Source organism: Butyrivibrio sp. AE3003, from assembly GCF_000686065.1.
GTDB lineage: Bacteria > Bacillota > Clostridia > Lachnospirales > Lachnospiraceae > Butyrivibrio > Butyrivibrio hungatei_A.
Map to the genome: position 1 here is coordinate 59,670 of NZ_JMLX01000001.1, position 18,380 is coordinate 78,049.

16 protein-coding genes and 1 other annotated feature (1 of these 17 only partly in view) are annotated in these 18,380 nt (G+C 40.5%); of the genes, 14 read left to right on the forward strand and 2 right to left on the reverse strand.

The annotated features are described in order from the left end of the window. The first annotated feature begins 467 nt into the window (after window positions 1-467). The 10 genes from CD00_RS16605 to CD00_RS0100285 all read left to right on the forward strand — a co-directional run bounded on the left by CD00_RS16605 (window position 468) and on the right by CD00_RS0100285 (window position 9,111). Entirely contained in the window at window positions 468-1,517 is a 1,050-nt protein-coding gene (locus tag CD00_RS16605) for a helix-turn-helix domain-containing protein (RefSeq protein WP_051594022.1), read from the forward strand. 288 nt (window positions 1,518-1,805) lie between these two features. Then, the gene (locus CD00_RS20475; RefSeq protein WP_242838893.1) at window positions 1,806-2,150 is read left to right on the forward strand and encodes a hypothetical protein; all 345 of its coding nucleotides are present in this window, start codon (window positions 1,806-1,808) and stop codon (window positions 2,148-2,150) included. 144 nt (window positions 2,151-2,294) lie between these two features. Beyond that, window positions 2,295-2,744 carry a hypothetical protein gene (locus tag CD00_RS0100255; protein ID WP_026654090.1) on the forward strand — a complete coding sequence of 150 codons (450 nt, stop codon included), beginning with the start codon at window positions 2,295-2,297 and terminating at the stop codon, window positions 2,742-2,744. Window positions 2,745-2,826: 82 nt separating this feature from the next. Next, window positions 2,827-4,026, forward strand: coding sequence for a sugar ABC transporter substrate-binding protein (locus CD00_RS0100260; protein WP_026654091.1), 1,200 nt, complete (start codon window positions 2,827-2,829; stop codon window positions 4,024-4,026). A gap of 139 nt (window positions 4,027-4,165) precedes the next feature. Then, window positions 4,166-5,113 (forward strand): ABC transporter permease, encoded by a 948-nt coding sequence (locus tag CD00_RS0100265; protein WP_026654092.1) that lies wholly within the window; start codon window positions 4,166-4,168, stop codon window positions 5,111-5,113. 11 nt (window positions 5,114-5,124) lie between these two features. Further along, complete coding sequence (locus CD00_RS16615) at window positions 5,125-6,477, forward strand: sugar ABC transporter ATP-binding protein (protein WP_242838894.1); 1,353 nt, start codon at window positions 5,125-5,127, stop codon at window positions 6,475-6,477. A 10-nt stretch (window positions 6,478-6,487) separates the two neighbouring features. Beyond that, on the forward strand, window positions 6,488-6,622 hold the full coding sequence (locus CD00_RS20830) for a hypothetical protein (protein WP_255346786.1): 135 nt from the start codon (window positions 6,488-6,490) through the stop codon (window positions 6,620-6,622). A gap of 12 nt (window positions 6,623-6,634) precedes the next feature. Further along, on the forward strand, window positions 6,635-7,588 hold the full coding sequence (locus CD00_RS0100275; RefSeq protein WP_026654093.1) for an ABC transporter permease: 954 nt from the start codon (window positions 6,635-6,637) through the stop codon (window positions 7,586-7,588). Between the two features lie 728 nt (window positions 7,589-8,316). Further along, window positions 8,317-8,862, forward strand: a complete 546-nt coding sequence (locus CD00_RS0100280) for a prolyl-tRNA synthetase associated domain-containing protein (protein WP_026654094.1) — start codon at window positions 8,317-8,319, stop codon at window positions 8,860-8,862. Window positions 8,863-8,928: 66 nt separating this feature from the next. Next, a complete protein-coding gene (locus tag CD00_RS0100285; protein ID WP_026654096.1) occupies window positions 8,929-9,111 on the forward strand; it encodes a hypothetical protein in 183 nt (60 codons plus the stop codon). A gap of 41 nt (window positions 9,112-9,152) precedes the next feature. Here CD00_RS0100285 and CD00_RS0100290 read toward each other — a convergent pair whose 3' ends face one another. After that, window positions 9,153-9,344: an antitoxin gene (locus CD00_RS0100290; RefSeq protein ID WP_026654097.1), complete on the reverse strand. Its 192-nt coding sequence runs from the start codon at window positions 9,342-9,344 to the stop codon at window positions 9,153-9,155. A gap of 409 nt (window positions 9,345-9,753) precedes the next feature. Between CD00_RS0100290 and CD00_RS0100295 the strand changes: the two genes are divergently transcribed. Genes CD00_RS0100295 through CD00_RS0100310 form a run of 4 tightly spaced genes read left to right on the forward strand, consistent with a single transcriptional unit; the run spans window position 9,754 to window position 16,810 of the window. After that, the gene (locus tag CD00_RS0100295; protein WP_026654098.1) at window positions 9,754-10,128 is read left to right on the forward strand and encodes a DUF5082 domain-containing protein; all 375 of its coding nucleotides are present in this window, start codon (window positions 9,754-9,756) and stop codon (window positions 10,126-10,128) included. Window positions 10,129-10,149: 21 nt separating this feature from the next. Next, entirely contained in the window at window positions 10,150-10,452 is a 303-nt protein-coding gene (locus tag CD00_RS0100300; protein WP_026654099.1) for a hypothetical protein, read from the forward strand. Window positions 10,453-10,457: 5 nt separating this feature from the next. After that, entirely contained in the window at window positions 10,458-15,884 is a 5,427-nt protein-coding gene (locus CD00_RS0100305) for a DUF6531 domain-containing protein (RefSeq protein ID WP_026654100.1), read from the forward strand. Window positions 15,885-15,934: 50 nt separating this feature from the next. Continuing rightward, window positions 15,935-16,810 carry a hypothetical protein gene (locus tag CD00_RS0100310; protein WP_026654101.1) on the forward strand — a complete coding sequence of 292 codons (876 nt, stop codon included), beginning with the start codon at window positions 15,935-15,937 and terminating at the stop codon, window positions 16,808-16,810. Between the two features lie 94 nt (window positions 16,811-16,904). On the opposite strand, the gene CD00_RS0100315 is transcribed toward CD00_RS0100310, so the two are convergent. Next, on the reverse strand, window positions 16,905-17,972 hold the full coding sequence (locus tag CD00_RS0100315) for a hypothetical protein (protein WP_026654102.1): 1,068 nt from the start codon (window positions 17,970-17,972) through the stop codon (window positions 16,905-16,907). Between the two features lie 154 nt (window positions 17,973-18,126). Next, window positions 18,127-18,380: a binding site (T-box leader), on the forward strand; it runs 16 nt beyond the window's last position.

The window sequence follows — 18,380 nt, forward strand, 5'->3', positions numbered from 1 at the left end:
AGAGCCAGTAGCTGCGTTGACATTTTTTATAGGGCTATGACCCTGAGGTGGGAGCATGAGCAGCACCCGACTATGGATAAACAGAACGAAGGAATTTAGGACTCGTCAGAGGACGATGATCCTGGTAGACATGAGAGGTTAGTTACTGTAGGTGAAGAGGGAGAAAAGAAGGCCATCATAAAGAAAAAACAATGACGTTCTTCTTTTTGTACCATTTATCATCAGAAATGGGCTCATAGAAGCCACTTCATATCCAGATAACCCTACTTTGGGATATATATGTAACTCGTAAACCGTTTAACAAATGCCGTATTTACTAGTTTTTTTGTTAAACATCAACAAAAGAAAATAGAGAGACATATGTTTCATCATTTCTTGAGGATGATGAATTCTCATCTCTTTTAAACGGCAAACTATTCAGACCGGGAAAAGATTTCCATGTTCCGAGCACAAAGGTCTTTTCCGAAATGTCTACTATCCTTGTGAAGTTTCACGATGTTGAGATCTTGAAGCAGAGCTATGAAAAAGATGTGCTTCGCATGTCATACAGCCTGAAAGAAAAACTTCGCAAGATTGTCGGAAATGAAAGAACCATCGTTTTCAACTACACCGATAAGGTAAATGAGTTCGTGATAGAGCTCAATGCGACGCCGACGAGGCTACATTTTATCGCGGACCGCATTCTTGAGGCATTTCCTGTTGAAGAACAGGGACCTATTACCATAGTGCTACATGACAAGGCGACTTCGCTCGATGATATCGCCGCTGTTTACAGAGAGATGATCGCAAATCTTGTCACAAGGCCTTTTGGACGTGAGCATAGCACGGTAGTGTGCACGGGCAGTAGGAAAGCATCGGCTTTTAACGACAGATATACAAGCCGTATCGAATCGCTTCTTGTCGACAGCCTAGGAAAAGGAGATATCGGACGCGCAAAGACCGTTCTTATGGAAACGGCGGGGCTTGATAAGTGCGACGAACAGAAGTGGAGTCTTTTTGAAGTTACGCAGTTTACGACCGGAGCGCTAAATACAATAGCGGATTCTGACAAGAACAGCGATGAGCGGACCTATGAGGAAGTTCAGGATGCGATAAACTACGGACTTCGTTCACTTAATAAAGAGATAATAACTGACAATATGGAGCTTGCTCTTTCCATAGCGCAGGGCGAGTCTGCAAATGAGAATAACTCCATAAGCAGTCAGGTTGAGAATATCAGGGATTACATAGAGACACATTATATGGAACATCTGTCTCTGTCGGGGCTTGCGGAGCAGTTCTTTGTCGAACCCAGCTATCTTTCACGTAAGTTCTCACAGAAATATAACGAGACAATCACGACCTATATCACAAGATGTCGTATGGATAGGGCAAAAAAGCTTATGGAAGATGAAAAGAACAAGCTCGAAGCGATCTCTTTCGAAGTCGGATATGATGACTATAACTACTTCAGCCGCGTGTTTAGAAGACTTGAGGGTATAAGTCCCAGCGAATACAGAAAGAAGAATATGCAATAGACGAAAAAAGCAGAGGTGGGAAAATGGGAAAAACAAAAGAAAGTAAGTTTGGAACGAGGCAGATTGCGACAACGGCGGTTCTTCTGGCAATCTGTATCGTAAGTCAGGTTTTTTAAAAATCTTAGCATTTTTATTACAGGCCCGATCGTTAACACGTGTATAGTTCTTGCGGTGCTTATGGTCAACCTGCCTTGTGGGATTATTTTGAGCATCATCACTCCGATTACTGCGTATATGATCGCGATGAGTCCCGTTATGATGGCGGTTCCCGCAATAATCATTTTCATAATGCTGGGAAATATCGTGCTTGCCGTGGCGGTGGAATTTCTTTTCAAAAAGTCATTTATGGGTTCCGGAAACAATGTGTTTCGGATATCAAACATGGCAAGGGCAATCCTGTGTTCACTGGCAAAAGGCGTGTTTATGGGCGCCACGATCTCTATGTGGCTGCTTCCGGCATTTATTCCGGAGCAGAGCCCTTTGAGAAATAAATTGCCTGTGTTTCAGAAGACGTTTTCTGTGTTTCAATTTTTGACGGCTTGCATCGGATTTGTCTATGTATTTATTGTTTATACAGTGCTAAAACGCGCAGTGGAGCGGGATTTATCACTTTTTCAAAAAAGTGATAGTTAGATTTTCTAAATTGTGCTAATTAAAAAATAATTAAATTGATAGAATAGCTTTGTAAACAAGAAATATTATTTCATTTCTGTTTGCAAAGCTTTTCGTTTTTTACAGAGCGAAAAAAGAATAACTTCTTTCGGGAGGGGATAATCGGTGTTTAAATTTAGAAAAACTGTAGTACTTGCGACAGCAGGGATGAGCATACTTCTTGCACTTGCAGGTTGCGGTGCGGAGAAAAAAACACAGATAAATACAACCGACGGAATCACAAATATTCTTGATTATGTGACTGTTGACTTTAACGGCAAAAACGGTGAAGGCACCGCGTTTGTAAATGTCGACTACGACGGAATGGAAACAGAGATGGTCGGAGGAAAAGAGAAGATTGAGGAGCTCGATGAACTCGGAGATCTTACCGAACTCACAAAGTATATAAATGCTGTTTCATCCATTTCGGTAAGCATAGATAAGAATAAAGAACTCTCTAACGGAGATGAAGTGGTTGTTTCCGTTACATATGACGAAACGGCAGCTGATTCGGCGGGTGTTGTTTTCGGAGATGAGACCAGTAAAAGCTTTGAAGTAAAAGGTCTCAAAAAGTAAATAAGGTTCCAGGTCGGATTCGTTGAGACGAACCGATTATTATATTCATTTCATATTTTTAATTTTCAAAGGAGGTAAATCTATGAAAAAGAAAATTAAAAGATTAGGTGCAATGCTCCTTGCGGGAACTATGGCTGCATCTATGTTGGTTGGTTGTGGTTCGGCAGCCGGTGGCGCAGCACCTGCAGATAGTTCAGGGGGAACAGCAGACGGCGCAGCAGCACCCGCTGCAGCAGGCGACATCAAGATTGGTGTATCAATCTGGAGTTCAACTGACGTTCTCGGAAGCCAGTGTAAGAAGATCGTTGATAAGGCTGCAAAGGCAAACGGCGTTGAAGTTCAGTATGTTGATCAGGGACACGTTTCAGAGCAGGTTACAGCTTCTGTTGAGCAGCTTTGTGCAGCAGGATGTAAGGGAATCATTATTTGTAACTCAGCTGATTCAGAGATGACATCCGCAATCAATACATGTACAGAAAACGGCGTATATATCGCACAGTTCTTCCGTATCATTTCAGAGGAGAACAGCCCTGAAGTATACAAGACAGCTTGCAATTCTAAATATTATGTTGGTGCAGTTCATGAAGATGAGGTAACAAACGGATATACACTTGTTAATCTCCTTCTTGAAAAGGGCGACAGAATGATCGGTCTTGAGGCTTGGACAGTTGGTGATGCTACATTCCAGCTTAGATGGAAGGGATATCAGAAGGCTGTTGAAGAGTGGAATACAGCTCATCCCGATGATAAGGCTACACTTACTGAGCCCGTATATGCAAACACATCTTCAGAAGAAGGTGCTAAGGCAGCTATGTCACTTTACAATTCAAATCCCGGAATGGACGCTCTTATCGTAGCAGGTGGCGGCGGAGATCCTCTTGTAGGTTCTATCGGTGCATATGCTAACGAAGGTCTCACAGGTAAGATCGACGTTGTATCGACAGACTTCCTTGATGACCTTGCAGATCAGCTTAAGTCAGGCGGCATGTTTGCAGAGTCAGGCGGACACTTCTGCGATCCTCTGTTCGCATTCTTCCTTGTACTTAACGCAGTTAAGGGCAACTATGTAAAGGATGAAGGAACATTTGGTTATGAGATTCTCTTCCCTTACCTTTATGTATCATCACCCGATGATTATGCAAACTATGAGAAGTACTTTGTAAATGATGATCCTTACACAGATGAAGAGATGGTAGAGATGGCCGGATACAGCTTCGAAGATCTCAGCAAGGCTGCTTCAAATCTTTCAATCGACGATGTTATTTCTCGTCACAGCAACTAATTTAATAAACAACTAAACGCTTATAAAAGATATATATTTTTAAGGAAAAAACATGGATATGCCGTATTTTCCGCAACCGGAGAATACGGCATATATAAAAAAACAGTTTCTGGACCAAAAACTCTTGCGGGAGGATTATATGAGTAAGTTTCAAAAATTTAAACAGAGCCAGGCATTCGGGCTTTTGCTTTTGATCTTTATCGCGTTTGTATTCTGGGCGTTCTTCAAGATGTTGGCACCTCAGACATTCGGCGATTTTAATAAATTACAAACCTATTTAAAAACAGCCCTTTATTATGCAGTTGGTGGTTGTGGACTTTATTTTATCTGCGTAATGGGACCTTTTGATATGAGTGTGGGCGCAAACATCGTACTTTCATCGGTGCTTGCGGTAAATATGAGTAAACAGTTCGGTTATGCAGGTCTTTTGATCGCACCTATAGTAAGCGGAGTTCTTGTAGGACTTCTCAACGGAATTGTATATATCAAACTTAGAATTTCATCTCTTATCGTAACTGCAGGATTATCTCTTGTTTATGAGGCTCTTTCCATCTATGCGACAAACGGAAAAGAAGCAATCCTTGCAACTGACTACAGAGCATTCGGAGATTATCCCTGGAACCTTGTTCTTGCACTTGCAGCGTTCTTCCTTTGTGGATTCATCCTTAAGTATACAAAGATAGGAACATACACCTATGCTATCGGTTCAAATGAAGTTGTTGCCAAGAACATGGGTGTTAACGTAGATAAATATAAGGTTGTGGCATTTACTCTTTGCGGTTTATTTGTTGGAATTGAATCAATCCTTACAATTTCATACGGAACATCAATGACAAGTGCTTCAAACCTTGCATCAATGAGCCGTAACTTCCCGCCTCTTATGGGAACGTTCTTCGGACTTGCATTCAAGAAATACGGACATCCGATAGTAGCTATCGTAATAGGAGAGTTCATCATTGAATTGTTGTTCGAGGGATTCGTTGCTCTCGGAGCTCCTACAACAGTACAGAATATCGTAACAGGTATCGTACTTCTTGCAATCGTAACTATGACCATTAAACCCGTTAAGGGTGCAGTTGTTAAATAAAGGGGGCAGACATGAGCGAAGTATTATTGCATGCCGAGAAAATCGACAAAAACTTTGGTGTCACACATGCCGTTGATCATGTCACTCTTGATTTCTTCAAGGGAGAAATCCATGCACTGATCGGCGAGAATGGTTCCGGCAAATCAACATTTACATCCTGTCTTACAGGAATTTACCATAAGGACAGCGGTACATTTACATTAAACGGAAAAGAAGTCAATGCCAAGAACCAGGTAGACGGAAACTATCAGGGAGTTGCGGTTATCGTACAGGAAATCGGAACATTGTCAGGTCTTTCCGTTGCTGAGAATATCTTTCTCGGAAAAGAAGACGAATTTACAAAATTTGGCGTAAAGAATACAAACGCCATGAATAAAAAAGCACAGGAACTTCTTGATTCCTATGGATTTAATTACATCAAGGCTACAGACCTCATAGATAATTACAATTTTGAGGACAGAAAGCTTATCGAGATCGTTAAGGCTACACACTTTAAGCCACAGATCCTTGTTGTCGATGAGACTACAACGGCTTTAGGTGAAAAAGGAAGAATCGAGCTTTTCAAGGTTATGAAGCAGACACGTGATGACGGAAGATGCGTTATCTTTATCTCACATGATCTTGATGAAGTAATAGAACAGTCAGATAACATCAGTGTTCTTAGAGACGGTGTGTTTATCGGAACGGTTAAGAGTTCGGAAGTTGATACGGACGATCTTAAGAAGCTCATGGTAGGACGTGAGATGAGTAATAACTACTATCGTACGGACTATAACGAGAGAGTTTCCGATGAGGTTGTATTAAAAGGGGAACACCTCACAGTACCCGGAGAGATCGATGACTTTAGTATCGAACTTCATAAGGGCGAGATTATCGGTATCGGTGGTCTTTCCGAATGTGGTATGCATGAAGTCGGAAAAGCTCTTTTTGGAGCATCTTATGACAGAGAAGGTAGTGTAACTCTTGCAGACGGAACTAAGATAAATGACATAAAGACCGCTATCGATCACAGTATCGCATATGCGTCGAAGGACAGAGATAACGAGTCTCTTGTAATAAATGACACTATTCAGGACAATATTTGTCTTCCTTCACTTGAAAATATCAAGAAGAATCACATTCTTCACGCAAAGGATGAGAAAGCATTTGCAGAGAAGTTTGCTAAACAGATGAGTACCAAGATGGAGGGCGTGCATCAGTTCATGTCAGCTCTTTCCGGCGGTAACAAACAGAAGGTTGTTTTGGCAAGATGGATTGGTAAAGATTCAGACATAATCATCCTTGATTCACCTACACGTGGTATCGATGTAAAGGTTAAGGCAGATATTTATCAGATGATGGATATAATGAGAAAAAAATGGTAAGTCTATCATCATGATCTCTGAAGAAATCTCAGAGCTGCTTGGTATGGCAGACCGTATAATTATCATGAAAGACGGTCGTCAGAATGGTGAGTTTAAACGTTCAGAAGATCTGAAAGATACAGATCTTATTGCGAATATGGTATAAGGGAGGCCGATTATGGAAAACGAGAAAAAAATCAAAACACCTTTCATGGAGCGGCCAATCATAAGAAACATAATGCCTTTTGCCGGATTTATATTCATTGTGTTGCTGTTTGCTGTACTTACTAAAGGTCAGCTCTATTCAATGGGAAGTCTTAAGCTTCTTTTGTCACAGTCATATGTACTTCTTATTTCATGCGTTGGCGTGTTTATGGTTATGACAATGGGCGGACTTGATTTCTCACAGGGTTCTATGTTGGGAATCTGCTCGGTTGTTGTGTGCTACTTGTCAAATTACAATATAGTGCTTGCAATTTTGTGTGGTGTGCTTACAGGCGGAATCATTGGATTTATAAACGGATTCTTCAATGTAAAGCGTAAGATCACATCATTCATCGTTACCATCTGTAACATGTACCTTATAAGAGGTATTGTTGCTTATGCGACAACAAAGACTCCCGTATACGGAGCATCAAACATTACTTCTTATAACACACTTGCGGTAAATCTTACATTTACGATAGCAATCCTCCTTATTGCTTTTGCAATATTCCAGTACACAGGACTTGGAAACAGACTTAAAGCTATCGGTGCAGGTGAGACTGCAGCAAGATTTGCAGGTGTAAGAGTTGAAAAGACCAAGATGCTCGTATACGCGGCAGCAGGTATGATCACAGGACTTGCAGCATTCATCAACAGTATCAAGGTTGGATCTGTTACTTCAACAGCAGGTAATCAGCTCGAGACACAGATCATGATCGCACTTGTTCTTGGCGGAATGCCCGTTAACGGCGGCGCTAAGGTTAAGTTCTACAACATCATCCTTGGCGCAATGACCTACAAGATCCTTATCGCAGGACTTGTAATGCTCGGTATCGAGCCCAAGACACAGCAGCTCATCATGGGAATTGTCTTCCTCGTAATGGTAGCAGTATTTGCCGACAGAGAGACAGGTATGATAGTTAAGTAAATTAGTTAAATAACCTTATTTGGAATACTTTATATTCCAAATAGAATTTAATATAACAGCCGGGGCCCGCGGGGGGCCTCGGTTGTTTTTTGTGTGAATGTGAGGGGGCTATTGCCTCCCAATACGTTCCGCAAGGATGTAGCTCTTTGTTCCGTAAATATGAGGGGGCTATTTGTCTCCCAATACGCTCCACAAGGATGTGCAGATGAAAAGCGCAGGACGGCCTATACGTACCGGTTGAGGCAGAATATAGGAAATTAATAAGGGATACATTTCCTACAAGAGGGGCGTTCAGAGGAGAAAAATTGGGGAGCACCGTACAGGAAAGATACGAGCAAACGGTACGGTGTGAGGTTTGCTATTTGCATCGCATATGGATAGTAGAATGAAGACGTACGGTGCGAGAGTTGTCTTTTGTACCGCACAGGAGGAGTAGAATGAAGGTGTACGGTGCAAGATCTGTCTTTTGCACCGCACATGGAGGGTGGAATGAAGACGTACGGTGTGAGGTTTGCTATTTGCACCGCATATGGATAGTAGAATGAAGACGTACGGTGCGAGATTTGTCTTTTGCACCGCACAGGGATAGTAGAATGGAGACGTACGGTGCGAGATTTGTCTTTTGTACCGCACATGGAGAGTGGAATGAAGATGTACGGTGCAAGGACTGGTTAAAAGAATTATGATATTATGTGGATATGAGTAAAAAACGGAAAGGAAGAGACAACATGGAATTGTTTAGCGGAAGACCTGAAAATACAGAAGGAAGACTTCAGAGAGAAGTTCGTACATATGACTTCTTGGATGAGCTCGGAATAGAGTATAAGAGGACAGATCATGAGCCTGCAAATACGATGGAAGCGTGCAATGAGATTGATAAAGTGCTTGAAGTTCTGATATGCAAAAATCTCTTTCTTTGCAATAGGCAGAAGACTCAGTATTATCTGCTCATGATGCCGGGAGATAAGAAGTTTAAGACAAAAGAACTCTCATCGCAGATCAACTCTGCAAGACTCTCTTTTGCAGACGCGGATGATATGCTTAAATTCCTTGATATAGAGCCGGGTGCAGTAAGCATAATGGGGCTTATGAATGATAAAGAACATGCCGTGCAGCTGCTAGTCGACGAAGATGTAAAGAAGGGCGAGTATATCGGATGTCATCCCTGTGTTTGCACATCGAGCTTGAAGATAAAGACGGATGATATATTCAATAAGTTCCTTCCCAAAGTCGGACATGAACCCGTGGTAGTGCATCTTGTCGGGGAAGACTGAGGTAAGGCTATACTGAGATTAGACATAGCATGAGAAATAGATTTTTAGAAAGCGATTGGACTAACTATGTGGACTATAAAACAGATATTTGACGGTGACTACGGTTGCGAGGAACTTCAGCCGGGACAGAAGCCTAAGGTCTCAGTAACGCTTGAGAACGAAGCGGGAGAAGTGAGATATCTCACGGTTGAAGATGAGTGGCTAACAGAAAATAATCTTAATGTCGGATCAAAATGGGACAAAGAGTAAGTGTTCTTTGTCTCGTTTTGGTCATAGTAAGGTTCTGATTGTTATTCTGACATGAAGTCATCTGAGAACATGTCTATCGCTTGTATAAAAGAGTCCCACTTATCATTTGGTGGAATGAGTAAAACTGTATCGCCTATTTTATTAACTATTACCTTATCAGAAGAAAAACGGCAATTTTCAGGCAATATTACAGTCTGGTTTTCTCCGGTTTTATGAACTTTTGCAGTTATCATGTGAATTACCTCCTTCTGCCAATAATACCAAAATATATATTACGTTAATGAAAGTGTATTGCCATTATTATTTTACTACGGCTTTTTCTATTTCATATCGATTGTTTAAGTGACAAATAGTTAAAAAAATATTGACTTTCATTAATGAAGCGTCAATATATCACTGATGCTATTCAGTATTATAACTTGTGTTTCCCATAACAATCGAGTTAAATATCGCTATTGAAATAAACCTGCTAGCGCCCTGACCCAAAATGCTAGTGGGGGTGTTTTTTATGTTGTTGCATTTAAGTTCTAATAATCGTATAATTTTTGTGTTAAGTATTACTTTGTGATATTTAACATAAGAGGGGTATTACAGAAAAATGGGTTAGTTTTGAATTTTGATAATAACGTATTGGAGGTTATAGTGAGTAGAATCGGGGATTGCAGAAGAAAGATTGAAAAAATCAGAGAAGATATCAGAGCAATGAGGGAGAAACAGACAGTTATCGACGGCTATATCAGACAGATTGAGACCCAGAAAGATACACTTGATGGAATAGATTTAAGCAGAGCAGGCGAGTGGATTGGCGTTAACGAGCAGAACGCAGTTAAGGCTAAGAACGTCTGCGTTTTTAGAATGGACGGAGCAAAGGGCGAGTGTACGCGGCTTAGAAGTGCCATAGATAAGATGATAAGAGAAGCCGAGTCTCAGATCGCAGAGCTTGAGGCTGAGATAGAAAGAATTGAAGAAGAGGAGCGACGTGAACGTGAGCGGGAACGTGAACAGTCTCAAAATTAAGGATAGCGGGGATGGTAAACAATGAGTGGTAAAGGTGAAAAGATACAGTTGGGGAAACAGGCGGTAGATGCGCTTATTTCAGATATAAAAGATTCTGCAAACGTTCTTGAGATTAAAGATTCTGCTTTGGCAAAAGCCGGACTCATCGGCGAAGATGCCTCACTCCACATGATCAAATATATAGCTGAGAGACAGAAAGATCTGACAGCAACATATAAGGATGTTGTAAGTATTGATACTGCAACACTTTTAGATAACAGTACCGGCAAGATAGTTGAAACAGATATTGATATTGCCGCAAAAATAGATAGGGAAGAGGGTTGATACTTATGGAAAACAAATGGATAAACATGGCGGAATTCAATGCTTACATAAGTGACCTTTTTTCTGCTATGGATGAATATGAAGAAAAAGCTGCAGCGCATAAGAGAGCGCAGGACAGCTTTACAGGGGAAGCAAACTGGGAAGGAAAGAGTGCTGACAAGGCAAAACTCCTTGTAGGAACAGTTGAGCAGGCAAAGCTTGATGAAATACTCAGGATCGAAAGGGATTTTAGGGCTATTCTTACGGATTATGTAAGTGGCTTTAAAGCTGCGGTTGATGAAGCTGATGATGCCAAGATAAGCACGATCGTTCTTGAAGGACTTAACATAGAACTTCACGGCTGTGCTTCTGTTTATAAAACATGGGCAACAAGCATGGAGGTTTTAAAGGATAACATTCACAGCAGGTTTGGAAGAAAGTACGGAAACTGCGATGAATACGACTTCTTTATGGCATCGAATGCTTACGGGAATCTGTGCGGAGATGCATCAAAGGACGGAATGATCCTTGACATTGTCAACAGGTTCATCAACTTCGATAATCAGCAGGCGGTCAAGATATCATCTGTTAGTTTTCCTTATAGAATAGGCAAGTTAAAACAGGAGATTGAAGATCTTAGAAGCTGCAAGGGATTACTTGTAAATGGTGACGGCAACATTGAGATGGGCGTTATCGAAAGGCTTGGTGATTTCCTTGAGGACAGCGTAAAAAGAGCACAGGGTTCGGGAAGTTTTGTAGATAAACTCGGTAATAACGTGCTCAGCACTATTGTTAAGTATGATCCTGTAAATATGTGCAGCGGAAACTACATAAACGAACACGTTGACATTGAACTTGGAGGTAAATATCCTCTTTCGTTTGGAAGATTCTATAATGCAATGGACAAAAAGGGCGGACGCCTCGGAAAAGGCTGGAAGCATACCTTTGAAAAGCGCATTGTGGAAGAAGACGGAATAATAAAGATAGAAAAGTCTGACGGAAGTAAAGTCGAGTATAAAAAGATTGACGATGTATATGACAAAGACCTTTACTTCGAAACGCAGGGCGAACAAGGACTCCTTGAAAAGCTCTCCGACGGCTATGTTATCACTCAGGATGACGGCACATATGAGAGATTTGATGACAGGGGATATCTTGTAGCGCTTGGAGATTTCGACGGCGATAATGTATCTTTTACATACGATATCGTTGGAGGCAAGCGCTGTGTTACACATATAAGTACCAAGAACGGAAACACTCTGACATTTGAGTATCTTGAAAAATGTATCTTCAATGAACTTGGGAAAATAAGAGTTACTCTTATGACATCTGTTACCGATCAGGCGGGCAGGTGTGTTTCTTATGCCTATGATGATGACAGGCTCACAGAGATAAAAGGAACTGACGGAGCAGTAAGGAAGTTTACATACACAGAAGACGGAAGAATCAAGGATGTAATCAATCCAAAAGGGATTACATCTATCACAAATGAGTATGATGAGCAGGGAAGAACAGTAAAGCAGAGTTTTCCTGACAATACCGTGATGACTTATGAGTATGACGACGAGAAGAAGATAACGGTTGCCACAGAGCAGAACGGCAATAAGGTTACTTACACGCATGATGATTTCGGAAGACACATTGAGACAGCTTACTATGACGGTAAGGAGAGTTTTACATATAACGGTAGAAACCAGAAAACAAGTCATACTGACAAGAACGGCAACACGACAAAAGTATCTTACGATAACAGAGGGCATGTAACGCAGGTTATTGATGCGCTTGGAAACAAGACGAACTATACATATAATGCAGACGGAAAGCTTCATACCGTAAAAGGACCAAGAGACGATACATACAAATATTTTTACAACAAAAACGGCACGATAAAAGAGATTGCATTTCCCGGAGGAAATGCCAGCATTTTTGCATACAGTGACGGAAACATAAAAGCAGTCTATGACGATAGGGGAATAGGGCCAATCTTTACTTACGATGACAGAGGAAACGTTGCTACAATAACAGATCCTGACGGAGTAAAGACGAGCTATAAGTATGACGAACTTAATAGAGTTATTTCTTCCACGACAGCAGACGGAGCCACAACATTATACGAGTATGACAACGCAGACAGAATCACAAAGACAACAGATGCCCTCGGAAATACAAGGGAATACAGATATGATAAGTCGGGTAAAGTGACTTCTGTTAAGGAAGTTGACGGAACACTAAAAACATTTGATATGAACATCATGGGAAGGGTTTCAAAGGTAACCGACGAAGAGGGAAGAAGTACCGAAATAACCTATAATGAAATGGGAAAACAGGAACTTGTAACACTTCCAAACGGTGGTCGGATAAAGTATGAGTATGACCCTCTTATGAGGCTTATTAAAGTCACAGATCCCGAGGGAAGAACAACAGGCTATGATTATGATAAGAATGGAAATGTAACGGCTGAGTATCTTGGAGATGTCAGGGTAAAGAGCTATGTTTATGATGCCCTTAACAGAGTGACGGAAGAGACAGATGCTCTCGGCCATAAGACAGGCTATACATATGACGAAGCTGGAAATGTTACGGAAGTTACAGATACTCTCGGAAACGTTTCAAAGCGTGAGTATGATCTTTTAAACAGAGTGACAAAGGAAACTGACGCACTTGGAAATGAAGTATCTTACAAATACACCAAAATGGATCTTATTGATTCAATCACTGATGTAGCGGGAAGGGTGCGCAGATTCACTTACACAGAAGGAAAAAGACTTACATCAGTAAGCTTCTGCGGTGTGACAGAGCAGGAACTTATATATGATGAAGCAGGAAGAGTAAAGACAAGAAAATTTGCTGATGGTTATGAGATCAACTATGGTTACGATGCCTTAAGCAGAGTAAATAAAGTAACAGGCTCAGACGAAAGATGTGTTGAATATGAGTATGATGCACTTGGAAGAGCTACAAAGGTAATTGACGGATGTAGCACAACCCTTTATACATATACAGCTACAGGCCGTCTTAAGAGCGTTGTAGATGCTCTAGGAAATGAGACAGCCTATACTTATGATGCCCTTGATAACTTAAAGAGCGTGCACAGAGCAGAAGGTCTTGTAAGTGATGAAGAAAAATCAGGGGACGTATTCCCTACAGTAGGAAAAGACGGACGTGTAACAATCTATTCATACGATCTTTCGGGTCAGCTTACGGAAGTAACAGATGCTCTTGGTCAGAAAGAGACTTATGAGTACGATCAGTACGGACGTCTTAAGACAAAGACTGACAGGGATAACTATGCGACTACATATGAGTATAACAATGCAGGCGCAGTAACAAAGGTAGGATATGCTGACGGAAGAAGTGTTGCATTCTCATATAATGAGCTGAATCAGCTTAGTCAGATAAATGACTGGTACGGAAAGACAATCCTTGAGAATGATATCTTAGGACGTCTTACAAAGGTTACAGACTTTAAGAACAGGACTGTATCTTATGAGTATGGCGCTACAGGTGAGAGAACAAAGCTCACATATCCAGATGGAAGGGTAGTTTCTTATAATTACGACGATAAGCTTCAGCTCAGCAGCGTAATCGGAAACGGGGAAGAGACAACCTATGCTTATGACGAGATAGGCCGACTTGTAAGCAAGAACTTTGCTAACGGCGTAAGCCAGGCTTATACATACATGCCCGGTGGAAATCTTGAAAGTATGACAAGTACCGATAAACAGGGCGTACTTGATAAGTATTTCTATTCATACAATAACGCAGGTCTTATTGGCTGTATAGATAGAAACAGACGCGGCCTTGATAAGGTATCCGGAAGATATGAATATAGCTATGATGCTATCGGTCGTCTTACAAAGACAATACACGATGGAATAACAAAAGCTTCCTACGAGTACGACGCATTCGGTAATAGAACAAGTATGTCAGAAACTGAGACAAAGACATCTTACACATACGATATCCTCGACAGACTTGTAGAAGCTAAGGAACTTAATAACTCTCAGGCAATACTTAAGACCTACGATTATGATAAGCGTGGAAACCAGACAAAAGAGTTTATAGACGGTCTCTTACAGAAGACCTTTACTTTTGATGCTACGAATATGCTCTCAAAGGTAGTTGATAAGGACAAGGGAGAACTTGAAAACCATTATAACGGACTTGGATTCAGGGTAGCATCCATAAGACCTGAAGAGAAAATCGAGTACCTCTGCGATCTTTCAAAGGATTACTATAACCTTCTTGAAAGAACAGTAAATGGAGAGACAGAGAGTTTTGTTTACGATAATAACGTAATCTCAATGTCAAAGAGCGGAAACAACTACTATTACCTTCAGGATGAACTGGGCTCGCCTATGTACATGACAGGTACAGACGGGGTGGCTGTAAGTTCATATGCCTTTGATGATTTTGGAAGAAACATAGATCCGTTTACAGGAAAACAGAAGAAACACGGATACACTAAGCAGGGCAACATAATCCAGCCATTCGCATTCACCGGCTATCAGGAAGATGAAGTATCAGGACTTAAGTTTGCGCAGGCAAGATACTATAGTGCTGATAATGGAAGATTTCAGTCTGAAGATAAAGTAAAGGGATTCAAGGATAGTCCGTTTACAATCAATCATTATGGCTATTGCTGGGGCAATCCGGTTGGTGTAGTTGATAGCAATGGTAATTTGCCTAATTGGGCGGCAAAAACTACGCAGAAGTTTAATAATTGGGTAGATGATAAGAAAAAGAATTATAATAGATGGGAGGAGATTGGATTTAATTCTTATGCTAGTAACAATACCAATATTTCATCGGGATGTTTGGCGGGAACTACAAATATGGCAGGAACTCCAAAAGCTGAATCTGATTATGTTGGGGCGGTATATTTGTTAAGCGGCGATGGAGCAGTTTGGCAGGGACATGCTGCGATTGCTTTAGTAAAAGAAGATGGACAATGTGATGTGTTTTCTATAGGAGGTGGAGTTGATCCGACTCCTAACGGATTGATTAGTGGATGGTTAGGAACTACAATAGATGACAATGGCAACCAAAAGTCGATGTCATATGAGACTCTTGTAAATGATAATTATATAATTCACGATACATATAATAACCGAAGCGGAAATGTAAACGATCCATATACTAATTTTGTATATATTCCAATAAATAATGAGCAAGGAGAACTAATGTATGCAGAAGCAATGAAGCAAAGAGCAAAATATCAGAATGATAAGGTTGCGTATCATGTTTTGACCAATAATTGTAATCAATGTGTCCAAACAATATTGGCGGCTGCAAATTTAGATTTTGCACCAAATAAATTTGATTGGTTTGGAACAGCGCCAAATGTAACTTATAACAGGATAGTTGATTCGATAAAAAGAGGCGAACACCCAGGATGGTACTATGGCTTTATGACGGATTTAGAAGATGCGTACGCGAACGAATGTGGATAATTCTTTTACTATGTTATTGCATTTTTTAATAGGGAGATTAGACATAAGTAATGAAAAAAATAATTGTACTTGCGTTATCAGTATTTGTAATGTGCGGAGTGATTTCTTGTATGAGAATTGACGAGGGGAAAACAGATGGCATGTCGTGGTGCGGATATACGTTGAAAGATAAAAAAGAGCAGCATTTTTTCTGCGATAGGGAAAATGACATAGCGTATCATGGACGTTTTTCAAATCACTCATCTATTGGAAATAAACAGTATATTGGGATTTTGAAGGACGAAAACGGTGCATATTATCTGGCTATATATGATGCTTTAAAGAATAGTATTAATAAGTTGAATGAGCTGAAAATATATATTGGTGAACAGACGGTTCAAGTGAATGCGGATAAGACGGCTGTGTATTATGCAGATGTTTTTTTAGAAGGTGAAGAAGAAAAAACTGCTATTTATAAGTTTGATTTAATGACAAATAATGAAACGGTAATATTGGTAACAGAGGGATATCACGAGAATTTTAATTTTTCAATCACTAAGGATGAGAAGTGTATATATTATATTGAATCGTTGTGCTTGAAATCATACAATGTTGAAACTAAAGAGGATACAAAGATAAAAGATAATATTAATTATTTTGATATTTCTTCTGAAGGGGATTATGTTATCTGTGAACGACATGATCATATGGTTTCTATATATGATTTAAGGAATAATTCGGAGAAAGAATTGCTTTCAGTAAAGGACTTTTCACCAACAATAAAAATTTCACCAGATGATAAATCATTTGTGTATTTAAAATATAAAAAGGATTGGTTCGGTCAGATATCTCAGACGGTTATACATACATATTCAATAGACGATGAAAAAGATAAAACTATTTATAAAACAAAAAAGAATGAGATAATAACTGGTGTTGATTGGTAAAGCTATTTATCAATTATAGATTTCTTCAATAAAGCGTGAAAGAACCTAGGATGGCTCCTTCACGCTTTTATTCTGCAAATTATTCTTTTTTATATCATACTCCCATCTCTTCAAGCTTTGCGAGCAGAGCATTGAAATCCATAGTTCCCTGAATTTTCTGCCAATCATAGTTAAAGATTGCCAGGATTTCGTTTTGCGCCTGTTCTGCAGATACTGAATTGTCTTTCTGGTTTCTGTAGCTTGCAGGCTGAGAAGGATCGGGATAGTCTGCGCCTGCTGATGGAGTGACTTCGCTTACTTTAGGATAAATGTTCATGTTGCTGACGGTGTAAGATACAAGCATGGAGCCGTCTCCGACATGTCCGTCTTCGCAAATACATCCGAAGCAGTTATTATTATTATCAAAGTATAAGGATTTTCTTGGAACATAGCAGAAAGAAGATGTGCCATATTTCCATTTTGCGGTATTCTGATTTCTTACGATGAGACGGGCCTTGTTGTTTGTAATGGTATAAATTGTGACTTTCTTTCCGGTATCTATTACAAGCTCCGGTGTGTTGTCATCGTCGCAGTAAATAAGGTCATATTTATAATTGTTGTAGTTAGCGTTGAAATCTTTTGCAGCTTTTTCATAGGCCTTACCGACGGTTCCGAGATTTCTCTGAACGGGAGCGGGAGCAGGCTGAGCTGATTCTGCAGAAGTTGTCTGCGCGGGAGCCTCCTGAGTATTCTGTGTAGAAGCAGGTGTGGATGTGGCATTATTCTGAGCAGATTTTTCCGAAGCGGCATTTTGCCCCTGTACAAAGCGAGGTACAGAATTTGTTGCAGAAGCAGATGTCTCCGAAGCGGCATTCTGTGCCTGTACAAAATGAGATACAGCATTTGCTGAAGATGCAGTAGCCGAAGCGGCGTCTTGAGCTTCTGAAGCAGAGGAACTTGCAGCAGCGCTTGATCCTTCGCTTGTGCCTTCAGTAGCTTCTTCTGTCGTAGCCTCTGTGGATGCTTCTGTAATAGGTTCTTCATCAGCCAATACTTTATCAATGTCTTCTTTTACCTGTTCCTGCGGCATGCTCTGAGAAGCAATGTCGGGATTAAGAAGCGGAGTACAACCTGAGATGAATACCAAGCTGAAAAGTAAAGGCAGTAATCTTTTTTTGAACATAGAACTAAACTCTCCTTTTGGAAACAAAGTTTCCTGAAACAACACTTTTTTTGCAAATAAATTCATATCGAATGATACAACACGAATCATTCAAAGTGCAAGTAATGTTGACAAAGCTATGTCCTATTTGATAAGCTAAAATTCAAACAATATTTTAAAGGTTATGAGGAAGAGGAGTACATACAGCTTGCGGTCTAAAGAGAATGTATCTGCGATGAATTCGCGCTGAGAGGATACAGACTTGCGGTGTGTGGAAGGTAGCTTCTGAACCGGGCACCCAGAAAGGAAACATAGTGAGTTTTCAATAAGTGTCCCCGCGTTATCTGCGTTAAAAGATGTGGCATTGAATGATGCGAAATGAGGCAGAAGAGTCTGTATGATCTTCTGTGAATTAAGGTGGTACCACGT

Bases quoted from the DNA above. Each gene is read 5' to 3' on its own strand.
- CD00_RS0100275 (WP_026654093.1), top strand. From the start codon at position 6,635: ATGGAAAACGAGAAAAAAATCAAAACACCTTTCATGGAGCGGCCAATC.
- CD00_RS20830 (WP_255346786.1), top strand. From the start codon at position 6,488: ATGATCTCTGAAGAAATCTCAGAGCTGCTTGGTATGGCAGACCGTATA.
- CD00_RS16615 (WP_242838894.1), top strand. From the start codon at position 5,125: ATGAGCGAAGTATTATTGCATGCCGAGAAAATCGACAAAAACTTTGGT.
- CD00_RS0100305 (WP_026654100.1), top strand. From the start codon at position 10,458: ATGGAAAACAAATGGATAAACATGGCGGAATTCAATGCTTACATAAGT.
- CD00_RS20475 (WP_242838893.1), top strand. From the start codon at position 1,806: ATGCTGGGAAATATCGTGCTTGCCGTGGCGGTGGAATTTCTTTTCAAA.
- CD00_RS0100300 (WP_026654099.1), top strand. From the start codon at position 10,150: ATGAGTGGTAAAGGTGAAAAGATACAGTTGGGGAAACAGGCGGTAGAT.
- CD00_RS0100280 (WP_026654094.1), top strand. From the start codon at position 8,317: ATGGAATTGTTTAGCGGAAGACCTGAAAATACAGAAGGAAGACTTCAG.
- CD00_RS0100285 (WP_026654096.1), top strand. From the start codon at position 8,929: ATGTGGACTATAAAACAGATATTTGACGGTGACTACGGTTGCGAGGAA.
- CD00_RS16605 (WP_051594022.1), top strand. From the start codon at position 468: ATGTCTACTATCCTTGTGAAGTTTCACGATGTTGAGATCTTGAAGCAG.
- CD00_RS0100315 (WP_026654102.1), bottom strand. From the start codon at position 17,972: ATGTTCAAAAAAAGATTACTGCCTTTACTTTTCAGCTTGGTATTCATC.
- CD00_RS0100290 (WP_026654097.1), bottom strand. From the start codon at position 9,344: ATGATAACTGCAAAAGTTCATAAAACCGGAGAAAACCAGACTGTAATA.
- CD00_RS0100310 (WP_026654101.1), top strand. From the start codon at position 15,935: ATGAAAAAAATAATTGTACTTGCGTTATCAGTATTTGTAATGTGCGGA.
- CD00_RS0100260 (WP_026654091.1), top strand. From the start codon at position 2,827: ATGAAAAAGAAAATTAAAAGATTAGGTGCAATGCTCCTTGCGGGAACT.
- CD00_RS0100265 (WP_026654092.1), top strand. From the start codon at position 4,166: ATGAGTAAGTTTCAAAAATTTAAACAGAGCCAGGCATTCGGGCTTTTG.